Here is a 23422-nt window from a genome sequence, read left to right on the forward strand (position 1 = left end):
GCCCGGCACTCCCGCCCGTCTATACGTTGACCGTGCACAGAGGAAGGATCGTCATGCCCGCCACGCTGGTCGTCAACGACTCGGTCGTCATCCCCGACGCCGAGCTCGTCTGGCGTTTCTCCCGGTCCTCGGGCCCGGGCGGGCAGGGGGTCAACACCACCGACAGCCGGGTGGAGCTGACCTTCGACGTGGCGTCCAGCACGGCGCTGCCGCCCGCGCTGAAGGCCCGCGCCCTGGAGCGGCTCGGCTCGCCGACGATCACGATCGCCGCCTCCGAACACCGTTCCCAGCTCCGCAACAGGGAGGCCGCGCAGCAGCGGCTGGCCCAGCGGATCCGTGAGGCCATCGCGCCGCCGCCCAAGCGCAGGCGCCCCACCAAGCCGACCCGCGGCTCGGTCGAGCGCCGCCTGGCGGGCAAGAAGCAGCGCTCCGAGGTGAAGCGGCTGCGCCGCGATCTCTGATCAGACCGACAGCACCGGTTCGCGCAGGTGCGCCTGGCACAGCTGCCCGACCGTCTCGCACACCTGGGCGCGCAGGTCGCGGGCCCAGAGCCGGCCGTCGTCGTCGAAGTGCGGGCACACGGGCGAGATCACCAGCTCGGACCCGACGGCCACCGCCCCCGCGCCCAGCAGCTCCTTGTACAGCTCGGCCTGCGCCCACATGGCGCCGCACGCGCGGGCGCTGGCGCACATGACGGCCACGTGCTTGCCGTCCAGCACGCCGGCCCGCGCCATCCAGCCGAGCGCGTACTCCAGCTCCACCGGCAGCAGGCTGTGCTCGGGCGCGGTGAGCACCAGCGCGTCCGACTCCCCCACCAGCGCGAGCAGCTCGCGGACCACCGAAGGGGCCGGTCCCGGCTCGTGCGGGGGCACCTCGTGCAGGCGGGGCCACGCCTCGAGATCGGCGCCCGGCGGCAGTTCGCAGCGGATGGCGTCGAGGAGCCGGTTGACGTACGAACCCGCGTGGAGGCTGGCGGCGATCCCGATGATTTTCACCCACTGCTCCCCAAGGGGTCTTGTGTACGGCTGATGGGTCAGAAACCTGCCCGATGCCGTGGTTGTCCAAGACCATCCCTAAGTCAAGAGGATGTACGTTTCGCCGGAGTGTCCCGGGGGCGGCGGAAGATCAGAATCAGCACGCGCAGGACGAGCACGGCGCTGATCACCAGCAGGTTGTAGCCGATGAGCTGGAACAGCGTCATGCCGAGCTCCTCGCTGGCCACCGGCCCGCCGTCGACGCCGAGCAGGATGACGGCCATCAGCCCGGCGGTCGCGCCGAGCACGGTGAGCAGCACCTGGTGCAGCAGCCCGGTCAGGAAGCCGCGGTCGCGCTCGTCGGCCAGCAGCCGGACGTTGAGGCCGAGCCTGCCGTGCTCGGCGGCGCTGGCGATGCGCTCCACGCGCCGCGGCAGGCGGCGCAGCATCGGCAGCAGGGCGGCCAGCTCCTGCGCGGCCGCCTCCTTGAGGTTGCCGCCGTCGAACTGCTCGGACAGGTAGCGGCCGGCGAAGGCGCGGGCCTCGCTCATCAGGTCGAAGCCGGGTGAGAGCCGCACCAGCGTGCCCTCCAGCGTCGCCAGCGCCCTGAAGACGGCGGCCACCTCGGGCGGGATCGAGAGCCCGTACGAAGAGACGATCTTGAACAGGTCGGTGAACATCCGCACGCTGTCGAGGCCCGGCCCCAGGTGCTTGGCCATGAACTGGCCGAGCGCCCGCTCCAGCGCCGGCTCGTCGATGTCCTCCGGCCTGGGCACCACCTCCAGCAGGGCGTCGGTCACCGCGAGCGGGTCCTGCCGGTTCATGGCGAGCAGGAAGCGCTGCAGCGCGGCGCGGGCGGAGGCGTCGAGGCGGCCGACGGAGCCGAAGTCGAGCAGGCCCAGCGTGCCGTCGTCGAGCAGCATGAGGTTGCCCGGATGCGGATCGGCGTGGAAGACGCCCTCGACGAGAATCTGCCGCAGCAGGCAGTCGAGCAGGTCGCGGGCCAGGCGGGGGCCCTGCTCGGGGGTGGCGGCGGTGACGGGCTTGCCGACCAGGCGCTGCATGACCAGGACCCGCTCGGTGCAAAGCGCGCCGACCGGGGTGGGATAGGTGACGCCGCCGCCGTCGGAGGCGGCGACGGCGGCCATGTTGGCGGCCTCGACGCGGAAGTCCAGCTCTTCCCTGATCGCCACCGCGAACCCCTCGGCCAGGTCGCGCACGCCGAGCCCGCGACCCCACCGGGTGCGTGACTCCAGGGTGACGGCCAGGCGGCGGACGATGTCGAGATCCCTGGCCACGGTGCGGCCGATGCCCGGCCGCCGCACCTTGACCACGACGTCCTCGCCGGTGCGCAGCCGGGCGGTGTAGGCCTGCGCGATCGAGGCGGCGGCGAGCGGCGTGCGGTCGAAGGCGGCGAACACCTCCTCGACGGGCCCGCCCAGCTCGGCGCGGAGCACCGGCTCGACGAGCTCCCACGGCTCGGCCGCCACCTGGTCCTGCAGCCGGCCCAGCTCCTCGATGAACTCGGGCGGCAGCAGGTCGCGCCGGGTCGACAGCACCTGCCCCAGCTTGACGAAGGTGACGCCGCCGTCGTCGAGCGCGAGCCGCAGCGAGCGGGCCAGCCGCACGGCGCCGGTGTGGTCCTCCGGCCGGTCGCCGCGCCCGCGCAGGTACGGGCCGAGCCCGTGCCTGACGGCGATCCGGGTGATCTCGGAGTAGCGCCTGGCCCGCGACAACCGGCCGCGCAGCGACCTGACCAGCTCCAGCGGCCCGGGGATCGACCCCGTGGGCACCAGCGCCTCGGCGACGACCAGGATGACCATCGGGATGAGCACGATGCACATCACGACCAGGATCAGCACCCACAGCGGGCCGAGGCCCACGTCCCGCGTGCCGTCCATCTGCGGAAAAGGGCTCAGGATCGGCGTGGTCAGCGGCCCGGCCAGCGAGAACGCCAGGAGGGCCGCCAGGAAGGTGCGCACCGCGCCGAACCGGACGCCGAGCAGACGCTGGGCGGCCGCGGCCAGCGCGATCACCATGACGATCGTGACGACCGCGACGACGAGCGTGACGGGGAGATCCATGGGGACGAATCATCCCATGCTGGATCAGCCTCTGGCTCGGGCCCTGCGCTCCTCGCGGCGGGCGACGAACCGGGCGGCCGTCTCGTCGGTCCTCTGCAGGAACTCCGACAGCTCCTCGCGGGCCCGCTCGCCCTCGGGGCCGAGGCCGGTCTTGTCGAACACGGACCACTGCCGCAGCACCGGCATGAGCACGTCGTCGAGGTGGAGGCGCAGGTCGTAGATGCCCTCGTGGGCGATGGTCATCGCCATGCGGGTGAAGCCGGCGATGTTGGAGCCGGGCATCTGGAAGGTGGTCACCACGTCGGTGACGGCCCGCATGGTCTGGTCGGGGTCGAGCTCGAAGGCCGCCTTGAGCAGGTTGCGGTAGAAGAGCATGTGGAGGTTCTCGTCGGCGGCGATGCGGGCGAGCAGGCGCTCGCAGCCCTCGTCGCCGGAGGCCGTGCCGGTGTTGCGGTGCGCGATGCGGGTCGCCAGCTCCTGGAAGGAGACGTAGGCGAGCTGCTGCAGCATCGTGCCGTAGTCGGTCATGAAGCCGCTCTGCATGTGGGCCATGCGGGCGCGCTCCAGCTTGACCGGGTCGACGGCGCGGGTCACGGTCAGGTAGTCGCGGATCGCGGTGCCGTGGCGATCCTCCTCTGCCGTCCAGCGGTGCACCCACGTGCCCCAGGCGCCGTCGCGGCCGAAGGTGGTGGCGATCTCGTGGTGGTAGCTGGGCAGGTTGTCCTCGGTCAGGAGGTTGACGATGAGCGACACGCGGGCCGGCTCGGGCAGCTTGGAGTCGCCCTCCTGCCAGGCCTCACCACCGTAGGGGCCGTCGAAGTCGCGCCCCTCGCTCCACGGAACGTACTCGTGGGGGAACCACTCCTTGGCCATCTTCTCGTGGCGGTCGAGCTCACCTGCCACGATCGGCTCGAGCTCGTGGAGCAGTTGCGTCTGCGTCATCGGCATGAAGGGATCCTCTCCTCCTCAAGGTTACGGCACCGTAGGTTAGGGTACCCCAGGGACGCCCAGGTGAAATATGGTGTCCTCATGCGACCCAGCGTCCGGGGCCTGCTCCTCGACGACGACGAGCACCTGGTGATCTTCCGCCGCACGGTGCCGGGCCGCGCCGTCTACTGGTCGGTGCCCGGCGGTCACGTCGAGCCCGGCGACGCCACGCTCGAACACACCCTCCGCCGCGAGCTGCTGGAGGAGCTGGGCGCGACGGTCTCGGCCGTGACGCCGCTGACCACGGTCAGCTATCCGTGGGAGGGCGGGGTGAAGACCCAGCACGTGTACGGGTGCCGCCTGGTGGCGATGGACCCCGCGCTGCGCCACGGGCCCGAGCTCGACGACCCGGGCCGGGGCGTCTACGAGGTGGAGCGGCTGCCGCTGGAGCGCGAGGAGATCACCTCCCGCCACGTGGTCCCCGAGGCGGTGGCCGCCTATCTGTCCGGCCACATCGAGGCGCTGCCCCGGCTCATCGAGGATCGTCCCCCCGCCGGCGCGGCCGTCAGCGACGGTCCTCGATCTCCCACAGATGGTCGATGACGTGCCAGGCGAGGCGGCGCCGGGCGTAGGCGGGCGGCCAGGCGGTCTCCACCGGCGGCCGCCACGGGCGCGAGAGCACCTCGGCCAGCTCGGCGCGGAGCGCGTCCACGTCGGCGCGTGACCGGTAGGGCTTGTGGCGCACCCCGACCTGCCGGGCGTAGGCGCGCTCGGAGTCCTGCAGGTGGTTCACCATCTTGGTCAGGTCGCGCCCGCCGCCGCGCGGCCCCTTGCGCAGCTCTTCCGGCGACTCCCCCGCGACCTCGTCGAAGAGCTCCCAGGCGGCCCGCAGCAGCGCCACCTCGCGCCGGGCGGTCTCCTCGCCGACCGGTTCCAGGTCCTGCTCCGGGACGGTCTCGGGAGCGCCGAAGTCGGTCGTCGTGCCGCCGCGCACGCGGGCGACGACCTCGGGCTCGCCGGGGTCGAAGGCCAGGCCGGCCCGCTCGGCGATCACGCGGTAGCGCGGGGCGTACTCCATCAGCCGGTCGATCGCGGCCTCCCCGCCCTTGGCCACACGGCACCAGCCGGGCCAGGCGAACGAGCAGGCGAAGACCTTCTTCGGCCCTTCTTCCAGGTAGATCCGGGTCATGGCGGCAAGCCTGCCACCCATACCTGTCAGTCTCCGGCAGGTTCCACCAGATCGACGAGGTCGGCGACCGAGTCGACGATGAGCGACGGACGGAAGGGGAAGCGGTCGACCTCGTGACGCTGGGTGACGCCGGTCAGCACGAGGATGGTGAACAGCCCGGCCTCCATGCCGCACACGATGTCGGTGTCCATCCGGTCGCCGATCATCGCGGTGGTCTCGCTGTGGCCGCCGATCTCGTTGAGCGCGCTGCGCATCATCCGCGGGTTGGGCTTGCCGACGAAGTACGGCTGCACCCCGGTGGCGCGAGTGATCATGGCCGCGACGGCGCCGCAGGCGGGCAGCGACCCCTCGGTGGACGGGCCGATCGGGTCCGGGTTGGTGGCGATGAACCGGGCGCCGCCCTCGATGAGCCTGATCGCGCGGGTGATCTGGGTGAAGCTGTAGGTGCGGGTCTCGCCCAGCACGACGTAGTCGGGGTCGAGGTCGGTGAGCACGTAACCGGCTCCGTGCAGGGCGGTGGTCAGCCCGGCCTCGCCGATGACGTAGGCGGAGCCGCCGGGCCGCTGGTCGTCCAGGAACTGGGCGGTGGCCAGCGCGGAGGTGTAGATGGACTCGGCGGGCACGTCGAGCCCGGCCGCGGCCAGCCGCACCGACAGGTCGCGCCGGGTGTAGATGGAGTTGTTGGTCAGCACCCGGAACCGCTTGGAGGAGTCGCTGAGCCGCTTGATGAAGGTGTCGGCGCCGGGCACCGGCCGCCCTTCGTGCACCAGGACCCCGTCCATGTCGGACAGCCAGAAGTCGATCCGCTTACGCTCGGTCACCGGATCATCCTAGCGAGTGCGGCATATCGACTTCTCCACCGGTGCATGAAGAATGTGACTCATGTCGTTCACCGAAGCCGCACAGGACATGCGGGACGAGCTCGTCCGGCTGCGCCACTCGCTGCACACCACGCCGGAGATCGGCCTGACGCTGCCCCGTACCCAGGAGAAAGTGCTGGCGGCCCTCGACGGACTGCCCCTGGAGATCACCCTGGGCAAGGCGCTCAGCTCGGTGACCGCCGTCCTGCGGGGCGGCCGGCCGGGACCGGCCGTGCTGCTGCGCGGCGACATGGACGCGCTGCCCGTCGCCGAGCGCAACGACCTGCCGTACATCTCCCAGGTCGAGGGACGGATGCACGCGTGCGGGCACGACCTGCACACGACCATGCTGGCGGGCGCGGCGCACCTGCTGAGCGCGCGCCGCGAGGAGCTGGCCGGAGATGTGATCTTCATGTTCCAGCCGGGCGAGGAGGGGCAGCACGGCGCCAGGCACATGATCGAGGAGGGGGTGCTGGACGCCGCCGGCGACCGGCCGGTGGCCGCGTACGGGATGCATGTCGTCTCCTCGATCCTGCCGGCGGGCGTGTTCGCCTCGCGGCCGGGGCCGATCATGTCGGCGGCCGACGTGTTCGAGGCCACGGTGAAGGGGCGCGGCGGGCACGGTTCCACCCCGCACCTGGCGCGTGACCCGATCCAGGCCGGGTGCGAGATGGTGACGGCGATGCAGACCATGGTCACCCGGACGTTCGACGCGTTCGACCCGGTGGTGGTGACCGTCGGCAGCTTCCACGGCGGGTCGGCCGACAACGTCATCCCGGACGAGGCAAGATTCGAGGCGACGGTCCGGACGTTCAGCGCGGGCAACCGGGCCCTGGCCAAGCGGCGCCTGGTCGAGGTGGTGGAGTCCATCGCGGCGGCGCACGACCTGAAGGTGGAGGCGTCGATCCGCATGGGCTATCCGGTGACGGTCAACGACGCCGCCGAGGCGGCGTTCGCGGGCGCCGCGGTGGACGAGCTGTTCGGTCCCGGCCGCTACGTCGTCGCGCCGAATCCGGCCATGGGGTCGGAGGACTTCTCGTACGTGCTGCAGGAGGTGCCGGGGACGTTCGTGTTCCTGGGCGCCTGCCCGCCCGGCCGCGACCCGGCGACCGCGCCCTACAACCACTCCCCCGAGGCGCTGTTCGACGACTCCGTGCTGCCCGACGGGGCGGCCCTGTACGCCTCGCTGGCCCACAGGCGCCTGGCGGCGGCCGATGCGGGCCTGGGCGGTTGACCGGCCGGGGCCGATCGCGTCCCGGCCGCTGGTCATGGTGGAGCGCCCGATGCCCGAGCCGGGCCCGGGCGAGGTGCTGGTGCGGGTGGAGGTGTGCGGCGCCTGCCGCACCGACCTCCACCTGGCCGAGGGCGACCTGCCGCCCCACCGGCCGCTGACCACGCCCGGCCACCAGGTGGTCGGGCGGGTGGTGCGGCCCGACGGGAGCGACGGGGAGCGGGTCGGGGTGGCCTGGCTGCGCTCGACCTGCGGGAGGTGCCGCTACTGCCGGCGCGGCGTGGAGAACCTGTGCCCGGAGTCCACGTACACGGGCTGGGACGCCGACGGCGGCTTCGCCGACTACCTGACGGCGCCGCGCGACTACGTCTACCCGCTGCCTGACGACGTGCCGGCCGAGCGGCTGGCGCCGCTGCTGTGCGCGGGCATCATCGGCTACCGCGCACTGCTCCGCAGCGACCTGCCCGAGGGCGGGCGGCTGGGCATCTACGGGTTCGGCGCGTCGGCCCATCTGACCGCGCAGGCGGCCATCGCCATGGGCGCGGTCGTGCACGTGGTCACCCGCGCCGCCCGTCACCGGGAGCTGGCGCTCGAACTGGGCGCGGCCTCGGCCGGGGACCGGCCGCCCGAGCCGCTCGACTCGGCCATCCTGTTCGCGCCGGTCGGCGACCTGGTGCCGCCCGCGATGGAGGCGCTGGACCGGGGCGGCACGCTCGCCGTCGCCGGGATCCACCTGAGCGACATCCCGCCGCTTGACTACGACCGCCATCTCTTCCGGGAGCGGACGCTGCGCAGCGTCACGGCCAACACCCGGGCGGACGGGCGCGCGTACCTGGAGCTCGTGCGCGAGCACCCGCCGCAGGTCAGTAGCGTGGCATACACGTTCGAAGAGGCCGGCAGGGCGCTCTCGGACATCGCGCGCGACCGGGTCAAGGGCGCCGCCGTCATTCTCGTGGGCTGACGAGCCCGAGGCCTGTGGAGACAAACGCCGTCACGAGCACCCATGAAGGAAAGTTACATTAGCCTCACAACCACTGGAGATTATTGACGCACTCACCGCCTGACCGTAGGGTCCGGTCAATCCCACAGATCCTCATCAGGTCCGAACTTCCCCGGAGCGGTACATGAAGCGACTAGCAGCTGTAGTGGCGTTGCTGGGCCTTACCGCCGTCACAGCAGCGTGCAGTGGCAGCGGCACCCCCACCAATCAGTCCTCTTCGGGCGGCGGTGGCGGCGGGCTCTTCACCACGATCGACGTGAACAGGCCGGGCATCGACGCGAGCGGCCCCGCGAACCCGTACAACCCGAAGGGCAACTCCTTCCTCGGGTACAACGCGATGAAGCTCGCATGGGTCAAGAACCACCTGACCGACCCGAACCAGTTCTACCCGGGCATCGCCGAGAGCTGGGAGATCGCCCCGGACAACTCCGCGATCACCATCAAGCTGCAGCCGAACAACAAGTGGTCCGACGGCAAGCCGGTGACCGCCGAGGACGTCAGGCTGTCCATCGGCATCGCCTACACGCAGGGCAGCACCGCCTTCGCGATCACCCCCGGCGCGGCGGGCGCGGCGGCCGACGTCGAGGTCGTCGACGACAAGACGGTCAAGGTCACGCAGGACATGACCAACCCCAGCAGCAAGTTCGCCCGCGGCGTGCTCGACACCTTCGTGGCCCCCGCGCACATCTGGGGCAGCGTGCTGCCGGCCGACTTCTGGGACAAGCTCAAGGCCTCGCGCGGTGAGGGCGCGGACGCCGAGAAGGCCCGCGAGGAGATCACCGCCCTGGGCGAGAAGATCATCACCTTCGCCCCCGAGAAGGACGTCTCCGCCGGCCCCTTCATCCTGGAGCGGGTCAACCCCGGCGAGGCGCTGCTGGTGAAGAACAAGGAGTTCTACAACGCCGCCAACGTCGCCCCGGACCAGGTGAAGTTCCTCAACTACACCGGTAACGAGCAGATCTGGAACTACCTGATCTCCGGCAAGCTGGACCACGCGGGCTTCACCGCCGCCCCGGCCGACGTGATGAACCGGATCAAGCAGGCGCCCGGCACCAACATCATCAAGGGCTTCTCGCCGGTGGCCGTCGGCATGGCGTTCAACCAGACCAAGAAGCCGTACGACAACGTGCACGTGCGCCGCGGCCTGGCCTACCTGATCGACCGCGCCGAGGTCACCAAGGTCGCCTCGCCCGAGGGCGGCAACGCCGCGGTGACCACCTCCGGCATCCACCAGAAGCCGGCCCAGGAGTGGCTGGGCGCCGAGCTGAACAGCCTGGAGCCGTACAACGTCGACCCGGCCAAGGCCGAGGAGGAGTTCAAGGCCGCCGGGCTGCAGAAGAAGGACGGCAAGTGGGCGCTGGCCGACGGCAGCCCCTGGAAGGTCACCATGACCGCCCCGTCCGGCTTCTCCGACTGGATCTCCGCGCAGGAGAACATCAAGGGCCAGCTCGTCGAGGCGGGCGTGGACGCCGAGGTCGTCACCGTCGCCGACTACCCGCTGTACCTGGAGGAGATCGCGGCCGGCAAGTACGACGTCGGCTTCTGGCTGATCGCGCTCGGCCCCGCGCCGTACGACATCTACCAGCGTCTCTACGGCGCCTCCAACGGCTGGACCAACGTGGCCGGCAAGATCAAGCACGCCGAGCCGGGCAAGAGCGGCAACTGGATGGGCGGCGCGGAGAAGGTCGAGGTCGACGGCACCGAGATCAACCCGGGTGAGCTCACCGGCAAGCTGAACTCGGTCAGCGCCGAGGAGGCCAAGCCGATCATGCTCCAGCTGGCCAAGGCCGCCAACCAGGACCTGCCGGTCATCCAGCTGTGGGACTACGTGAACACCCAGTTCACCAACACGAGCCGGTTCACCGGCTTCCCCGAGCAGGAGAGCGACCTGCTCCGCCTGCCCGCCGGAGTCTGGATCCAGCTCGGCATGGTCAAGAAGACTCAGTAGGCATGACGGTCATCGCACGACGTCTCGCGGGCCACCTGGCCCGCGGGATCGTCATGATTCTCGTCGTCGCCACGATCAGCTTCTTCATCGTCCGCAACATCCCCGGCGACCCGGTTGCGGCGCGCTACCAGAAGCTGCTGGAGCAGGGCATGTCGCCGGAGGCGGCCGAGCGCGCCACGGCCGTGATGTACGGGTTCCTGCCCGAGGGCACGCTGTGGCAGCAGTACACGGACTACATGGCGGGCCTGTTCAGGTTCGACCTCGGCGTGTCCGTCACCCACCCCGGCTCTCCCGTGACCTCGGTGCTCGGCGAGGCCGCCAAGTGGACCGTTCTACCGGTGCTGGCCGGCACGCTGCTGAGCTTCCTGGTGGGCGTGATCATGGGCGTGTACGCGGCCATCAAGCGCTCCGGCAAGCTCGGCGACTTCCTGGCCATCTCCGGCTCGCTGCTGCACGGTGTGCCGCAGTACGTGCTGGCGCTGCTGATGGGCGCCATCTTCACGACGCTGATCCCGATCCTGCCGCAGGGCGGCACCGCCGACATCCTGTTCGAGCCCGGGTTCAACGCCGGCTACATCGGCTCGCTGATCGAGCACGCCACGCTGCCTGTCGTGACGTACGCGCTGGCCAGCTACGGAGGCTGGATCCTGGCCATGAAGTCGAGCGTGGTCACCGTGCTGGGCGACGACTTCATCCTGGCGGCCGAGCTGCGCGGGATGCGGCGGTCGATCATCTTCAGGTACGTGGCGCGCAACGCGATCCTGCCGCTGTTCACGATCCTGGCGCTCTCACTCGGCCTGCTGTTCGGTGGCGCGATCTTCATCGAGAAGATCTTCAACTACCCGGGGCTCGGGTTCCTGCTCATCGACAGCGTCGTCAACCGCGACTACGCACTGATGGGCGGCGCGTTCCTGCTGATCACGGCGGCGATCATCGTGGCCAACATCCTGGCCGACCTGTTCTACACGGTCATCGACCCGCGGGTCCGCTCCGGTGAGGAGGCGTCGGCGTGAGCAGCGCGATCCTGGAGACCACCAGCACGGCGGCGACCATGCGCCGCAACTTCTGGCGCGGCGTCTGGCGGGTGATGAAGCGCAAGCCCAGCCGCCTGGTCGGCGCCGTCATCGTGCTCGGCTTCACGTTCATGGGCGTGTTCGGGCCGATGTTCTACCCCGAGGTGCTGCCGCGCGACACGAGCCAGCTGTACGCGCCGATGAGCGCCGAGCACTGGTTCGGCACCGACGGGCAGGGCCGCGACGTGCTCGCCCAGGTCATCACCGGCTCCCGGTACGTGCTGCTGAGCGCGCTGGTCACCGCGGTGATCACGGTCGTGCTCGGCACCGCGATCGGGCTGTTCTCCGGCTTCAAGCGGGGCCGCTGGGACACCGTGCTCATGCGGCTGACCGACATGAAGCTGACCATCCCCGGGCTGCCGCTGCTGCTCGTGCTCTCCACCGTGTGGTCGTTCGGCAGCGCGCTGGAGATGGGGCTGCTGCTGGGGCTGCTCGGCTGGGGCGGCGTGGCGCGGGCGGTGCGCTCGCAGACGCTGTCGCTGCGCGAGCGCGGCTTCATCGAGGCGGCACGCGGGCTCGGCCTGTCCACCACCCACATCGTGGGCAAGGAGCTGCTGCCGAGCATGGCCCCGTACATCGCGATGAACATGCTCATCGCGGTCACCGGCGCCGTGTACGCGCAGGTGGGCCTGTTCTTCCTGGGCGTGCTCCCGTACGAGGCGGACAACTGGGGCGTCATGCTCAACCTGTCCGTGTTCGGCGGCGGGGCGCTGACCACGACCGCCGCGCTGCCGTACATGCTGGCGCCGCTGCTGGCGATCCTGCTGCTCACGCTCGGCATCGTGCTCGTGGTCGACGCCATGGACGAGATCTTCAACCCCCGGCTGCGTGAGGAGTAGGAGTGCCAGGACAAGCGCCGGGAGTGCGCATCGACGGCCTGACGGTCGTCTACAAGACACCCGCGGGCGAGCTGCCCGCCGTACGGGACGTGGCGCTGACGCTGGAGCCCGGTACGATCACCGGCATCGTCGGGGAGTCCGGCTCGGGCAAGTCGACGCTGGCGCTGTCGCTGCTGAACGCGGTGCAGCCGCCCGGCCGCATCGCGGCGGGCAGCGTGGACATCGACGGGCTCGGCGACGTGGTCGGGCTGCGCGGCGAGGAGCTGCGCAAGGCGCGCGGCAAGCACGTCGGGTACGTCTTCCAGGCCGCCCAGAACTCCCTCAACCCGCTCAAGACGGTCGGCAAGCAGGTGCTCGACCTGGGCCGCTCGCACGGCGTGGAGGACCTGCGCGGCCTGGTCCGCGACGCCAGGGAGCTGCTCGGCCGGATGGGCCTGGACGGGGCGCGGGTGCTCGACTCGCACCAGCACGAGCTGTCGGGCGGCATGCGCCAGCGCGTCGGCATCATGCTGGCGCTGGTGCTCAACGCCCACCTGGTGGTGCTGGACGAGCCGACCACCGCGCTCGACATGATCACCCAGGCGAACATCCTGAAGATCGTCCGCGAGGTGCACGCCGAGCGCGGCCTCACCACGCTGGTGATCACCCACGACATCGGGGTGGTGGCCGAGGTCGCCGACCGGCTCGCGGTCATGTACGGCGGCAGGCTGGTCGAGCAGGGGCCGACCAGGCAGGTGCTCGGCGACCCCCGCCACCCCTACACCAAGGGCCTGATCAGGGCCATCCCCAGGCTGACCGGCGACATCGCCGAGGCGCGGGCGCTGCCCGGCCGGCCGCCGACGCTGACGACCGTGCCCGAGCGGGGCTGCGTGTTCAGGGACCGGTGCGAGCTGCGGATGGACGTCTGCGACACCGACGACCCCGCGGCCGTCGCGCACGGGGACCGGATCGTGGCCTGCCACGCGGTGAAGGTGAGGGAACACGCGTGATCACCGGAGAAGGCATCGTCAAGACCTTCAAGCAGCGCGGCAACGTGCTCGGCGCACGCGAGGTGCGGGCGCTGCGCGGGGTGGACTTCGCCATCCCCAAGGGCGGCGCGGCCTCGTTCATCGGCGAGTCCGGGTGCGGCAAGACGACGCTGGGCCGGATCATCGCCGGCCTGGAGACCTACGACGAGGGCGAGCTGACGCTCGACGGCGTGCCCATGTCGTCGCTGAAGCCCAAGCAGCGCCAGCCGCACTTCCGCAAGATCCAGCTGATCCACCAGGACCCGTACTCGGCGCTGAACCCGACCCGCACCATCCACCAGACGCTGAACGCCCCGCTGACCCTGCGCGCCAAGCAGACCGGCCGGTCCAAGGCGTGGATCGAGGAGCGGGCCGCCGAGGTGCTGTCGATGGTCGGGCTCGACCCGGCCAGCGTGCTGGCCCGCTATCCGCATCAGCTGTCGGGCGGCATGCGGCAGCGCGTGGTCATCGCGCGGGCGCTGACCGTGGACCCGGAGATGCTGGTCGCCGACGAGGCCGTGTCGATGATCGACGTCTCGCTCCGGCTGGGCATCCTGGCGCTGCTGAAGGACCTGCGCGAGCGGCTCGGGGTGGCGGTGCTGTTCATCACCCACGACGTGGCCACCTCGCGCTACATCGGCGACGACGGCGAGCTGTACGTGATCTACCGGGGTCAGGTCGTGGAGCGGGGGCCGGTGGACACGGTGATCGCCGACCCGGTGCATCCGTACACGCAGTCGCTGCTGTCGGCGATCCCGGTGCTGCACGGCCTGGAGCGGCCCGGCGAGCAGCCGGTGACGCCGGTGGAGTCGATGGAGGCCGGGCAGGACGAGTCGGGCTGCCTGTTCGCGCCGCGCTGCCCGTTCCGCGGCGAGCGCTGCGCGGACGAGCGCCCCCTGCTGCAGGTGACGGAGGGCATCCCGCAGGAGCACGCCTGCTTCTACCCGGAGCGGCGCAGTGTCGTGGCCCGCCCGATGAGCGAGGTGTGAGGTGACCTCCCACCCCACCGTCCCCACACCCCCACCCGGAGAGACGGGGGAGGTCCGGGTGCTGCGCAAGCTGCGCGGCGCCGATCTGGCGCGGGCCGCCGAGGTGGCGCGGGCGGCGCTCGTCCATGACGCGGAAGAGGCCGGGGCGCTGGTGGAGAGGCTGGCCGCGCCGCCGGCCAACCGCCGCTGGGCCGCGCTGGTGACCGGCGGCGGCCTCGCCATGGCGTCGATGTCCACCGCGGACCCGGCCGTCGGCCACGTCGACCTCCTCGCCGTACACCCCGATCACCAGGGCCTGGGCGGCGGCCGGGCGCTGCTGCGCGCGGCCGAGGAGTGGCTGCGCGGCCAGGGCGCCCGCCGGGTCCGCCTGGCCGGGAACCCGCCCTGCTACGCCTGGCCCGGCATCGACGTGCGGTACACGCCCGCCGCCTGCCTGGCCGAGAGCCTCGGCTACGAGCTCGACCGCACGGCCTGGAACATGACCGCGGACCTGGACACCGACCTGGACGTGCGGGCCGACGTGGAGCGCCTGGCCAAGATCGGCATCGAGGTCCGCGCGGCCGGCGGCGACCGGGAGCGGGTGGCGGAGTTCGCCCGTGAGCACTGGAACGACGCCTGGGCCTGGGAGGCCGTCAACGCCTCCGGCCTGCACTACGCCGAGCGCGACGGCCGCGTGCTGGCCTTCGCCGCCTGGGGCACCCGCCCGTCCTGGTTCGGGCCGATGGGCACCGCGCCCGAGGCCCGCGGCACCGGCCTGGGCCGGGTGCTGCTCCGGCTCTGCCTGGCCGACATGCGGGCGGCCGGGCAGCGGACCGCCCAGATCGGCTGGGTCGGCCCGCTGCGGTTCTACGCGCGCGCCGTCGGCGCCCGCGCCGAGCGCGTCTTCTGGCTGTACGGGCGCGAACTGGCGTGAAGTCAGCCGTAGAGGAGAGGTCCGTCAGGGGGAGCGGGCTCGGCGCACAGGCCGCGCGGATCCTCCCCGGCGTCCAGGCACCTGGTCAGGCTGCCGGACCCCCACAGGTGGTCCATGAACTGCTCCGGCCCCCGCCACTCCAGGTGCCCCGGGTAGAGCGTGCGCGCCACGTGCAGCATGCTCACCCCGGTCAGCACCGGCCGGAACGCCTCCGGGTCGTGCACGTGCAGCTGAACTCCCCGTACCGGGAGGCCGGCGTGCTTGTGGAAGGTGGGCGTGAACCACGTCTCCCTGAACCGCACGCCGGGCAGGCCGAGCGCGGCCAGCGCGGGGGCGAACCGCTCGTCGGCGTAGGGGGCGCCGACGAGCTCGAAGGGCCGGGTGGTGCCGCGGCCCTCGGAGAAGTTCGTGCCCTCGAACAGCCCGGTCCCCGGGTAGACGAGCGCGGTGTCGGGGGTGGGCATGTTGACCGACGGCATCACCCAGGGCAGGCCGGTGGCCGCGAACGTCATGTCGCGCCGCCAGCCCTCCATGGTCACCACGCGCAGGTCGGCGTCGAAGCCGAACAGCGTGGCCAGCTCCCCCGCGGTCCTGCCGTGGCGCAGCGGCAGCGGGAAGCGGCCCACGAAGCTGGCGAACGCCGGGTCGAGCGGCGGGCCCTCGGTGACGGTCCCGCCGAGCGGGTTCGGCCGGTCCAGCACGACGAACCGCAGGCCCAGCCGGGCGGCCGAGGCGAGCAGGTCGTACATCGTCCAGATGTAGGTGTAGAAGCGGGCGCCCACGTCCGCGATGTCGAACACCAGCGTGTCCACGCCGGAGCGCTCCACCAGCTCGTCCAGCGCCTCGCCCTCGGTCTTGTGCGTGTCGTGGACCGGCAGCCCGGTCCTGGCGTCCACCGCGTCGCCCTCGCTGAAGCCGGCCTGCGCGGTGCCGCGGACGCCGTGCTCGGGGCCGAACAGCGCCGTCAGCGGCACTCCGGCAGCCAGCAGCGCGTCGGCGGTGGGGGTCAGATCGGGCAGGACCCCGGTGGGGTTGGTGATGAGGCCGAGGCGCGTCCCGCCGGCCAGCGACGGATCCGCGGCCAGCCGTTCGGCTCCGGTGCGTACGTATGACATGAACCCATTGTCTGAAAGATATTTACAAGAGAGAAGTAGAGGGTGGAAATTAGCGTCATGATTGATCCGCTACCAGAGCCGTCCACCGAGCAGAGCGATCCCCGTTACAGCCAGATCGACCGGCTGCCGACGCTGCAGATCGCCCGACTGATGAACGAGGCCGACGCCGCGGTGCCGGCGGCCGTGGCCCTCGCCATCCCGGCCATCTCCGACGCGATCGACGCGATCTCCGAGCGGATGAGCAAGGGCGGCAGGCTGCTGTACGTCGGCGCGGGCACGTCGGGCCGGCTGGCCGTGCTGGACGCGTCCGAGTGCCCGCCGACCTTCGGCACCGACCCGGAGCTGGTCCAGGGCGTCATCGCGGGCGGTCATGAAGCGCTCACCCGCTCGGTCGAGGGCGCCGAGGACGACGCGGACGCGGGCGCCGCCGCCCTGGCGGAGCTGGAAGTGGGCCCCCTCGACTCGGTGGTGGGCGTCTCGGCCAGCGGGCGCGCCCCTTTCGTGCTGGGGGCGCTGGCGGAGGCGGGCCGCCGGGAGGCGCTCACCGTCAGCCTGTCGTGCAACGAGGGCGCGCCGCTGTCGGCCGCCGCCGAGCACCCGATCGAGGTCGTGGTGGGCCCCGAGGTGGTGACGGGCTCCACCCGGCTCAAGGCGGGTACGGCCCAGAAGCTGGTGCTCAACATGATCTCGACGATCTCGATGGTCCGGCTCGGCCGCACGTACGGCAACCAGATGATCGAGATGTCGGCGATGAACAGCAAGCTGGCCTCGCGCGCGGTGCGCATGGTCAGCGACATCACCGGGGCCGGCCACGAGGCGGCCGGCCGGGCGCTGGCCGAGGCGGGCGGGCAGGCCAAGGTGGCGGTGCTGATGATCAGGCACAAGCTGGACGCGGAGGGCGCCCGCGCGCTGCTGCGTTCCCACGGGGAGCGGCTCAGCGACGCGCTGAGCGGCTGACGGGGATCTGTCGACTCGGGGGTCCTGGGTTTGGGTTCATTCGACGTACGGGGGGCTAGAGGATGTCCGATCGGCTGGACGCGATCTTGGCGGAGGCCGTGCCGGGGGTGTGCCCGGCGGCTGTCGCGCTGATCGCCGTGGACGGCGCGGTCGTGGCGGCCTCGGCCGCCGGCGAGCTGGTGCGCTACCGGGACGCCGCGTTCACGCTCGCCGAGTACAGGCCGCCCGCGAGCCGCGAGGCCGTCTTCGACCTGGCCTCGATCAGCAAGCTGTTCACCACGGCCGCCGTCCTGTCGCTGGCCGAGGAGGGCGTGCTGGGCCTGGACGAGCCGGTGGCGGCCTGGCTGCCGGGCCGCGACCCGCGGATCACCCTGCGCCGCCTGCTGACGCACACGGCGGGGTTCCAGCCCACCCGCCGCATCGACCTGGAGCTCCCGGACGCCTCTCCGGCCGCGCGCATGGCGGCCATGGTCTCGACACCGGTGACCTCTCCGGTGGGCGGGCCGTACCTGTACTCGGACGTGGGCCTGGTGATGGCGGGCCGGGTGGCGGAACTGGCCTCCGGCACCCCCCTCGACCAGCTGGTCCGCGCCCGCGTGACCGGCCCCCTGAACCTGACGGCCACGGGTTACCGCCCGGTCTCCAGCACTCCCACCCAGCCCACGACCGACAGCGGGCCCCCGTACGAGATCGGCTCCCCCACTCACGGCGAGCCACCGTACGAGAAAGGCTCCCGCACTCGCGGTGGGCCGCTCCACGAGATCGGCTCCCCCACCCCGCCTGCGCCCACGGGCGGGCCGTCTCAGGGGGCCGCCGACCTTTCACGGGTCGCCGCCACCGAGTGGAAGCCCGAGCGACCGGGGCCGGGCTGCGTGCGGGGTGAGGTGCACGACGAGACCTCGTACGCGCTCGGCGGGGTGGCGGGACACGCCGGCGTCTTCGGCACCGCGGACGACGTGCTGGCGCTCGGCGAGGCGCTCAGGCTGGGCGGCGGGGCGGCACTGCGCCCGGACACCGTGGCCGAGATGCTGCGCGACCAGGGCGTGACCGGCGCGCCGTTCCGGCACGGGCTCGGCGTCCGCATCGGCGACCCGGGCATCGTCGGCCCGCTGGACGACGCGTTCGGCCACTCCGGCTTCACGGGCACCTCCCTGATCGTCTCCCCGTCCCACCGCCTGACGGCGGTCCTCCTGACGAACGCCGTACACCCGCTACGCGGCCGCCCGGGCATCCGCGACCTACGCACCGCAGTCGCGACCGAAGCCCTGCGCCTGTCCTCCTAGACCCCACTCACCAACCCCGCACGCGCTACGCAGCCACCCGCAAGCCACGTACGAGTGTCGCGACCATGCGGACAACCGCCCCTCACCAACACCACGCCCCCCGCGAACCGCGCACGACGGTCGCGACCGCGACTATGACAGCGGTCGCCTTCGGGTGCCGGCCCGACCTGCTGCGCATGGCCAGGTCGCCGGGGCATGCCACGCCGTACGCCGCACGCGGCGAAGGTTCTGTCGGACCCGGCCTACCGCCCGGTCGAGGCCTGATGCCTACTCCCTTCGGGGTAATGCGTACAGCGAACGGTGCAAGGTCAAGTGACGATCAACGGACGACGCGCTCCCGCTGCGGCCCGGCCTAGCGTTTCTCCTCGAGATAGCCGGATGAGAACAGGAGGAATCGCCATGAGCAAGAGAGTGCTGACTGCGGTCGCCGGGCTGGGCTTGACAGCCGGTTTGCTGGGACTGGCCGGCGCGCCGGCTGGTGCCCAGGCCGGCACGGCCGGCGAGGCTGCCACCGCCGCGATGGCCGCGCCGAAGCCGCCGAAGGGCGCCAGGGCGGTGGTTCAGGTCAGCCCCAACCCCACCACCAAGCGCAGCCAGGAGGTGACGATCACCGGCCACTGCGGCGGCGGCAAGGGGCTCAAGGCCGTGCTCGCCGGGCTCGACAGGAAGCACCCGGTGTTGCAGAACATCCGCGTCGTCAAGGATGACCCGAAGGGATTCGTGGCCAAGGCGACCCTCAACCCCAAGATCGGTAACGGCGTCGGCCCCGTGTTCGTCGACTGTGGCGGCGAGGCAGGCGTGACCCTCTTGGTCACCCACGTCTGATCCGAACCTGCCCGGCCCAGGCTGGGGATCCAGAACTTCCCCAGTCCTTGAGCCCGCCGGTCCACGCAACTACGGAAGCCGAACACCACGACGGCGTCGCCCATGTCACCACCTGGGCGACGCCGTCCGGTACGCCCCGGCCCCGCGTTACACCTGTCGCCCCTCGAGAAAGAGCCTCCGCATGGCCGAGCCGCCCCCACGGCGCGAACCCGCTCCTGTCCGGCACCTTGCCCGGATCACCGATATCACGCTCGCTGCCCTCACCTTGGTCTTCTTCGTCGCCGTAGCCCTCGCCACCGGGGTGCATAACCCCTGGCAGGGCCCGATCCCCCTCGGGTTGCTTCTCGGAGCACTCCTGCTGGTCAGACACCGCTGGCCGATGACCGTGCTGCTGCTGTCGATCAGCGGGATCTTCGTCTATCACCTCACCGGACATTGGTCTCCCGCCGGTTGGATCTGGCCGGCCGCGGTCGCCTACTTCACCGCCGCCACCACACCGCGCGTGCGCTGGGTGGCCGCCATCGGCCTGGCCCAACTGGTCTACTCCGCGGTCGAATTCCGCTCGGTCCTGGACCGCAACCCGACCCACTACGTGCTCCACGTCGCGGGGGAAGGACTGCTCCTGGCGATCCTCATCGCCGCGGGCCTCACCTACGCCGCCGCGATGCGCTGGCGCGAGCGGCTGCGCGAAACCGACAGCCGTGCGCACGCCGCCGAGGAACGGCTGCGCGTCTCGCACGAGGTTCACGACGTCATCGCCCACACGCTGGCCGTCGTCGGCGTGCAGCTCAATGTCGCCGCCGACGCGCTGGAGGAGGACCCGGCAGCGGCCGCCGCCGCGCTACGCCTGGCAAAGGATGTCAGGAACCGGGCGATGACCGACCTCCGCTCCCTCATCACGATCTTGCGTGACAATCCCGGCGACACCGCGCCCCAGGCGGATCTGGCCTCCTTGGACACCCTCATCGCCGACGCCCGCACCGCCGGACTCGAGGTGACCCTCGACGAGCACGGCGACCGCGCGGCCGTCCCCGCCATTACCGCCATCGCCGTTCACCGTGTCGTACAGGAGTCCCTCGCCAACACGCTCAAGCACGCCGGGGCGAGCGAAGCCAAGGTGACGATCGGCTACCAGCCTCGCTCGATCATCGTCGAGATCGCCGACAACGGCCGCAGCGTCCCGGGCGGCACCGATGTCACTGAAGGCCATGGCCTGGCCGGCATGCGCGAGCGGGTGAGCGCACTCGGGGGCGCACTCACCGCAGGACCTGTCCCCGGCGGCGGCTTCGCCGTGCGGGCCGACATCCCTGTGGCAGGCTCGACGGCATGACGATCAAGGTGCTCATCGCCGACGACCAGGCACTCGTACGGGCCGGCTTCCGCAGCCTGCTGGCCCGCTCCCGGGACATCACGGTCGTCGGCGAAGCCCTGGACGGCGACGAAGCCGTACGGCTGGCCGCGAGCACCCACCCCGACGTGATCCTCATGGACATCCGCATGCCGGGCACCGATGGGATCACCGCCACCCGGCGCATCGTCACCGACCCGGCCACTCTGGGCTGTCGCGTCATCATCCTCACCACGTTCGACACCGACGAACACGTCTTCGCCGCCCTACGCGCCGGAGCCAGCGGCTTCCTCACCAAAGAGGTCGAACCCGCCGAACTTCGCCGGGCGGTCGCCGCCGTCGCCGGCGGAGACGCGCTCCTGTCTCCAGGCGTGACGCGGCGCGTCATCGAGCAGTTCGCCCACCGGCAGGACCTCATGCCCGGTGCGGGGCAGCGGCTGGCCGCCCTCACCTCCCGGGAACTGGAGACGGTCAAGCTCGTGGCGCTCGGACTCTCCAACAAAGAGATCGCCGAGCGCCTCGTCATCAGTCCGCTCACTGCCAAGACTCACATCACCAGGGCCATCGCCAAGCTGAACGTGCGCGACAGGGTCCAGTTGGTCATCCTGGCCTACGAGAGCGGCCTGATACGGCCCGGCGCCTGACATCGCCGTGCGACACAGAATACGAAGTGGGCATGTTCGGGAAGGCTAGGCGGACGGGGCGAGGGCCTCCAGGAGGTCCTCGGCGTGGCGCAGTGCCTCGTCAGGGGAGGCGGTGACGACGTGCGGGTCGAAGTTGAGGTCGTGGAAGAGGTCGGTCACGCCCTGCTCCGCCAGCCACGCGACATCGCTCCTGATCTCCTCCACGGTGCCCGTCAGCCGCCGCCGCTCCCCCGGCTCGGGCCGCACCCGGGTGACGCCCCGGCAGACGAACCGCAGCGACCCGGCGTCCCGCCCCGCCTCCGAGGCCGCCGCCTTCACCAGGGCGATGCGCCCGGCGATGCCCGACAGGTCCTCGCGACTGGAGCTCACCCACCCGTCGGCCAGCCGCCCCGCCCTGCGCAGCGCCACCTCGGCCGTGCCGCCCAGCAGGATCGGCGGCGCCGGGGACGGCTTAGGGTCGGCGTACGACGGCGAGATCCGGTAGAACTCGCCCCGGTGCTCCACCACCTCGTCGCCCCACATCTTGCGCAGCACCTCGACGAACTCCTCGCCCCTGCGCCCGCGCCGCGCGAAGCCGACCCCGGCCGCCTCGAACTCCTCCTCCACCCACCCGAGCCCCAGCCCGGCCGTCAGCCTGCCGCCCGAGAGGGTCTGCAGGGTGGCGAGTTGCTTGGCCAGCGGCACCGGCTGCACGAACGCGTTCACCACCGCCACCCCGAGCCGGATCCGCTCGGTCACGCCGGCCAGGTAGGACAGCGTGATCAGCGGGTCGTGCACGCTGCGATAGGTGGGCCCCATCTCGTGCCCCACCGGGTAGAGCATCCGCTGGAAGGTCCACAGCTCGTGGTATCCGAGCCGCTCCGCCCGGGTGGCGATCGTGCGCATGGCCTGCGGCGTGGCCCACGCCCCTGACTGGGGCACGGCGAATCCGATTCTCATGCCCCTAGTCTGACCGACCCGCACTCCTCCCCCAGAGGGGCTCATGACCTGGGAGGAGGATCGACACTCACGGTCCACCGGTGCGGCCATTGCGCGCATACTCCGTAGCGGCGTCCTGGGTCACGTCCACGGACGTGACCTTCGCCGTGAAAGCCGCAGGCTAGTCCCTTGGACGTCACCCTCGTTCCGGGCCTCCGCCACGAGGCCACGCATGAACTGCATGACGAACCAAGACTCCAGCAGCAACGCGATCAGGATCGTCGGCAGAATCTGCGCGGCCGTGGCAAGAACGCTTCCGTCCCCATGTCACGTAATCGCGATCAAGCGGGTCAGCGTTCCACCACCCGGCGCAGCACGGACGGGCCAGGCGACATGTGCACCAGCCGCTGACCTTCATCACTGATCACCACCTCCTCCCGCTACGCCACGCGATCAGATGCCCCCAGCAACACAATGGGGTATGGGACGGAAGCCGCCACGGCGAACACCAATCCTGCGCACCGCACCACGCCCCTTCGCGCGAACCACCACACGACTCGCCGCTCGCCCCCGGCCGCGTCCGCGGCGGCGTGTCCGAGACGTCCGCTGGAACGTCCAAGCATGGGCCGCCGTCGCCACCGTCCTAGCTGGCCTCATGTCCATCCCCGCGCTCCTCATCTCCATGAACGCCTTAGAGATCAGCGAACAACAGCGGACCGACGCACTCGCGCAACGCGCTGAGGACAAGCGCGAGAAGGAGAGAGCCAAGGCCGAGGAAGAAGCCAACGCGAGAACGGCGTTCATCCGAAACTTCGATGTTTCGGGCGGCCCATCTGTCGGGGGAGCTCACTACAACATCCGCAACGCCAACCCTCGCCGAGCCCAGCTGTGGGTTAGGGCCACATCATCAGACCTGGCTGAGGGGACGTACATCTACTCGGTCATGATCGATGCTTGCAGCGAGGCATCAGTCATCGTCCCCATTCCCTTTAGCCCCGGCCCTTCAAGAAGCAACTCGTACGACCCCGGACAAAAGGTCAGATTGGCCGTGGCGGAAGGGCGCTCGGTGGACGTCCGGGATCTGAAGAGCTCGGTGGGCGTCTGGGATCTGAGTGATGGGAACAAGCCGATCAGCCTTTCTCAATGGGCCGGAGGCGAGCTGCCACTCATACTTGGGGACCCGACGAACGTCCGGAAAGACATCCTGCCCTGCACCTGACAGCACGTCACCCCACCTCGTCCGCGACCAGGCCCACCCCTCGACCCCGCTCACGTAATTCCCACACGACCCGCACACG

At 71.1% G+C, this 23422-nt stretch carries 23 protein-coding genes; 16 read left to right on the forward strand and 7 right to left on the reverse strand.

Going from position 1 to position 23422, the window contains the following annotated elements; translation table 11 throughout:
• Positions 1-53 precede the first annotated feature (53 nt).
• Positions 54-461 (forward strand): alternative ribosome rescue aminoacyl-tRNA hydrolase ArfB, encoded by a 408-nt coding sequence (arfB, locus tag ACIBF7_RS11670; protein ID WP_148032495.1) that lies wholly within the window; start codon positions 54-56, stop codon positions 459-461.
• On the opposite strand, the gene ACIBF7_RS11675 is transcribed toward arfB, so the two are convergent.
• From ACIBF7_RS11675 to ACIBF7_RS11685, 3 genes are all read right to left on the reverse strand, one after another.
• Positions 462-995: an NADPH-dependent FMN reductase gene (locus ACIBF7_RS11675; protein WP_397197052.1), complete on the reverse strand. Its 534-nt coding sequence runs from the start codon at positions 993-995 to the stop codon at positions 462-464.
• Between the two features lie 83 nt (positions 996-1078).
• Positions 1079-3058, reverse strand: coding sequence for an AarF/ABC1/UbiB kinase family protein (locus tag ACIBF7_RS11680; RefSeq protein ID WP_271276479.1), 1980 nt, complete (start codon positions 3056-3058; stop codon positions 1079-1081).
• A gap of 24 nt (positions 3059-3082) precedes the next feature.
• Positions 3083-4006: an acyl-ACP desaturase gene (locus ACIBF7_RS11685; RefSeq protein ID WP_148032498.1), complete on the reverse strand. Its 924-nt coding sequence runs from the start codon at positions 4004-4006 to the stop codon at positions 3083-3085.
• Between the two features lie 81 nt (positions 4007-4087).
• On the opposite strand from ACIBF7_RS11685, the gene ACIBF7_RS11690 reads away from it, so the two are divergent.
• Positions 4088-4588 carry an NUDIX domain-containing protein gene (locus ACIBF7_RS11690; RefSeq protein WP_148032499.1) on the forward strand — a complete coding sequence of 167 codons (501 nt, stop codon included), beginning with the start codon at positions 4088-4090 and terminating at the stop codon, positions 4586-4588.
• Here the strand turns inward: ACIBF7_RS11690 and ACIBF7_RS11695 are convergent.
• Both ACIBF7_RS11695 and ACIBF7_RS11700 read right to left on the reverse strand, forming a co-directional pair.
• The gene (locus ACIBF7_RS11695) at positions 4551-5174 is read right to left on the reverse strand and encodes a globin (protein WP_148034703.1); all 624 of its coding nucleotides are present in this window, start codon (positions 5172-5174) and stop codon (positions 4551-4553) included. The two genes, ACIBF7_RS11690 and ACIBF7_RS11695, sit on opposite strands and share 38 nt — an antisense overlap.
• 26 nt (positions 5175-5200) lie before the next feature.
• Positions 5201-5956 carry an HAD-IIA family hydrolase gene (locus ACIBF7_RS11700; RefSeq protein WP_219544626.1) on the reverse strand — a complete coding sequence of 252 codons (756 nt, stop codon included), beginning with the start codon at positions 5954-5956 and terminating at the stop codon, positions 5201-5203.
• Positions 5957-6056: 100 nt separating this feature from the next.
• Between ACIBF7_RS11700 and ACIBF7_RS11705 the strand changes: the two genes are divergently transcribed.
• The 8 genes from ACIBF7_RS11705 (at position 6057) to ACIBF7_RS11740 (ending at position 15034) form a co-directional block, all read left to right on the forward strand.
• Complete coding sequence (locus tag ACIBF7_RS11705) at positions 6057-7268, forward strand: M20 family metallopeptidase (protein WP_148032501.1); 1212 nt, start codon at positions 6057-6059, stop codon at positions 7266-7268.
• Positions 7269-7302: 34 nt separating this feature from the next.
• A complete protein-coding gene (locus tag ACIBF7_RS11710) occupies positions 7303-8226 on the forward strand; it encodes a zinc-dependent alcohol dehydrogenase family protein (protein WP_378583837.1) in 924 nt (307 codons plus the stop codon).
• A gap of 163 nt (positions 8227-8389) precedes the next feature.
• On the forward strand, positions 8390-10213 hold the full coding sequence (locus tag ACIBF7_RS11715) for an ABC transporter substrate-binding protein (protein WP_271276482.1): 1824 nt from the start codon (positions 8390-8392) through the stop codon (positions 10211-10213).
• Positions 10214-10215: 2 nt separating this feature from the next.
• Positions 10216-11226, forward strand: coding sequence for an ABC transporter permease (locus ACIBF7_RS11720; protein WP_148032504.1), 1011 nt, complete (start codon positions 10216-10218; stop codon positions 11224-11226).
• Entirely contained in the window at positions 11223-12125 is a 903-nt protein-coding gene (locus ACIBF7_RS11725) for an ABC transporter permease (RefSeq protein ID WP_261808644.1), read from the forward strand. Before ACIBF7_RS11720 ends, ACIBF7_RS11725 begins: the two co-directional genes overlap by 4 nt.
• A 2-nt stretch (positions 12126-12127) precedes the next feature.
• A complete protein-coding gene (locus ACIBF7_RS11730) occupies positions 12128-13114 on the forward strand; it encodes an ABC transporter ATP-binding protein (protein ID WP_261808645.1) in 987 nt (328 codons plus the stop codon).
• On the forward strand, positions 13111-14121 hold the full coding sequence (locus ACIBF7_RS11735; RefSeq protein ID WP_148032505.1) for an ABC transporter ATP-binding protein: 1011 nt from the start codon (positions 13111-13113) through the stop codon (positions 14119-14121). Before ACIBF7_RS11730 ends, ACIBF7_RS11735 begins: the two co-directional genes overlap by 4 nt.
• Position 14122: 1 nt before the next feature.
• Positions 14123-15034 carry a GNAT family N-acetyltransferase gene (locus tag ACIBF7_RS11740; RefSeq protein ID WP_397197053.1) on the forward strand — a complete coding sequence of 304 codons (912 nt, stop codon included), beginning with the start codon at positions 14123-14125 and terminating at the stop codon, positions 15032-15034.
• 2 nt (positions 15035-15036) lie between these two features.
• On the opposite strand, the gene ACIBF7_RS11745 is transcribed toward ACIBF7_RS11740, so the two are convergent.
• The gene (locus tag ACIBF7_RS11745) at positions 15037-16149 is read right to left on the reverse strand and encodes an exo-beta-N-acetylmuramidase NamZ domain-containing protein (RefSeq protein WP_397197054.1); all 1113 of its coding nucleotides are present in this window, start codon (positions 16147-16149) and stop codon (positions 15037-15039) included.
• A 57-nt stretch (positions 16150-16206) separates the two neighbouring features.
• Here ACIBF7_RS11745 and murQ point away from each other — a divergent pair, with 57 nt between their 5' ends.
• The 5 genes from murQ (at position 16207) to ACIBF7_RS11770 (ending at position 21206) form a co-directional block, all read left to right on the forward strand.
• The gene (gene murQ / locus ACIBF7_RS11750; protein ID WP_364227465.1) at positions 16207-17106 is read left to right on the forward strand and encodes an N-acetylmuramic acid 6-phosphate etherase; all 900 of its coding nucleotides are present in this window, start codon (positions 16207-16209) and stop codon (positions 17104-17106) included.
• Between the two features lie 62 nt (positions 17107-17168).
• Positions 17169-18389 (forward strand): serine hydrolase domain-containing protein, encoded by a 1221-nt coding sequence (locus ACIBF7_RS11755; RefSeq protein WP_364227462.1) that lies wholly within the window; start codon positions 17169-17171, stop codon positions 18387-18389.
• A gap of 399 nt (positions 18390-18788) precedes the next feature.
• Positions 18789-19214, forward strand: a complete 426-nt coding sequence (locus ACIBF7_RS11760) for a hypothetical protein (RefSeq protein ID WP_397197055.1) — start codon at positions 18789-18791, stop codon at positions 19212-19214.
• 181 nt (positions 19215-19395) lie between these two features.
• Positions 19396-20544, forward strand: coding sequence for a sensor histidine kinase (locus tag ACIBF7_RS11765; RefSeq protein WP_397197056.1), 1149 nt, complete (start codon positions 19396-19398; stop codon positions 20542-20544).
• Complete coding sequence (locus tag ACIBF7_RS11770) at positions 20541-21206, forward strand: response regulator transcription factor (RefSeq protein ID WP_364227453.1); 666 nt, start codon at positions 20541-20543, stop codon at positions 21204-21206. The genes ACIBF7_RS11765 and ACIBF7_RS11770 overlap by 4 nt, the downstream gene beginning before the upstream one ends.
• A 45-nt stretch (positions 21207-21251) precedes the next feature.
• Here the strand turns inward: ACIBF7_RS11770 and ACIBF7_RS11775 are convergent, their stop codons facing one another.
• Entirely contained in the window at positions 21252-22145 is an 894-nt protein-coding gene (locus ACIBF7_RS11775; protein ID WP_397197057.1) for a TIGR03619 family F420-dependent LLM class oxidoreductase, read from the reverse strand.
• 634 nt (positions 22146-22779) lie between these two features.
• On the opposite strand from ACIBF7_RS11775, the gene ACIBF7_RS11780 reads away from it, so the two are divergent.
• Positions 22780-23343 carry a hypothetical protein gene (locus ACIBF7_RS11780; protein ID WP_397197058.1) on the forward strand — a complete coding sequence of 188 codons (564 nt, stop codon included), beginning with the start codon at positions 22780-22782 and terminating at the stop codon, positions 23341-23343.
• Positions 23344-23422: the final 79 nt, after the last annotated feature.

Source organism: Nonomuraea sp. NPDC050478, assembly GCF_044458265.1.
In the GTDB taxonomy this organism is placed as follows: domain Bacteria; phylum Actinomycetota; class Actinomycetes; order Streptosporangiales; family Streptosporangiaceae; genus Nonomuraea; species Nonomuraea ferruginea.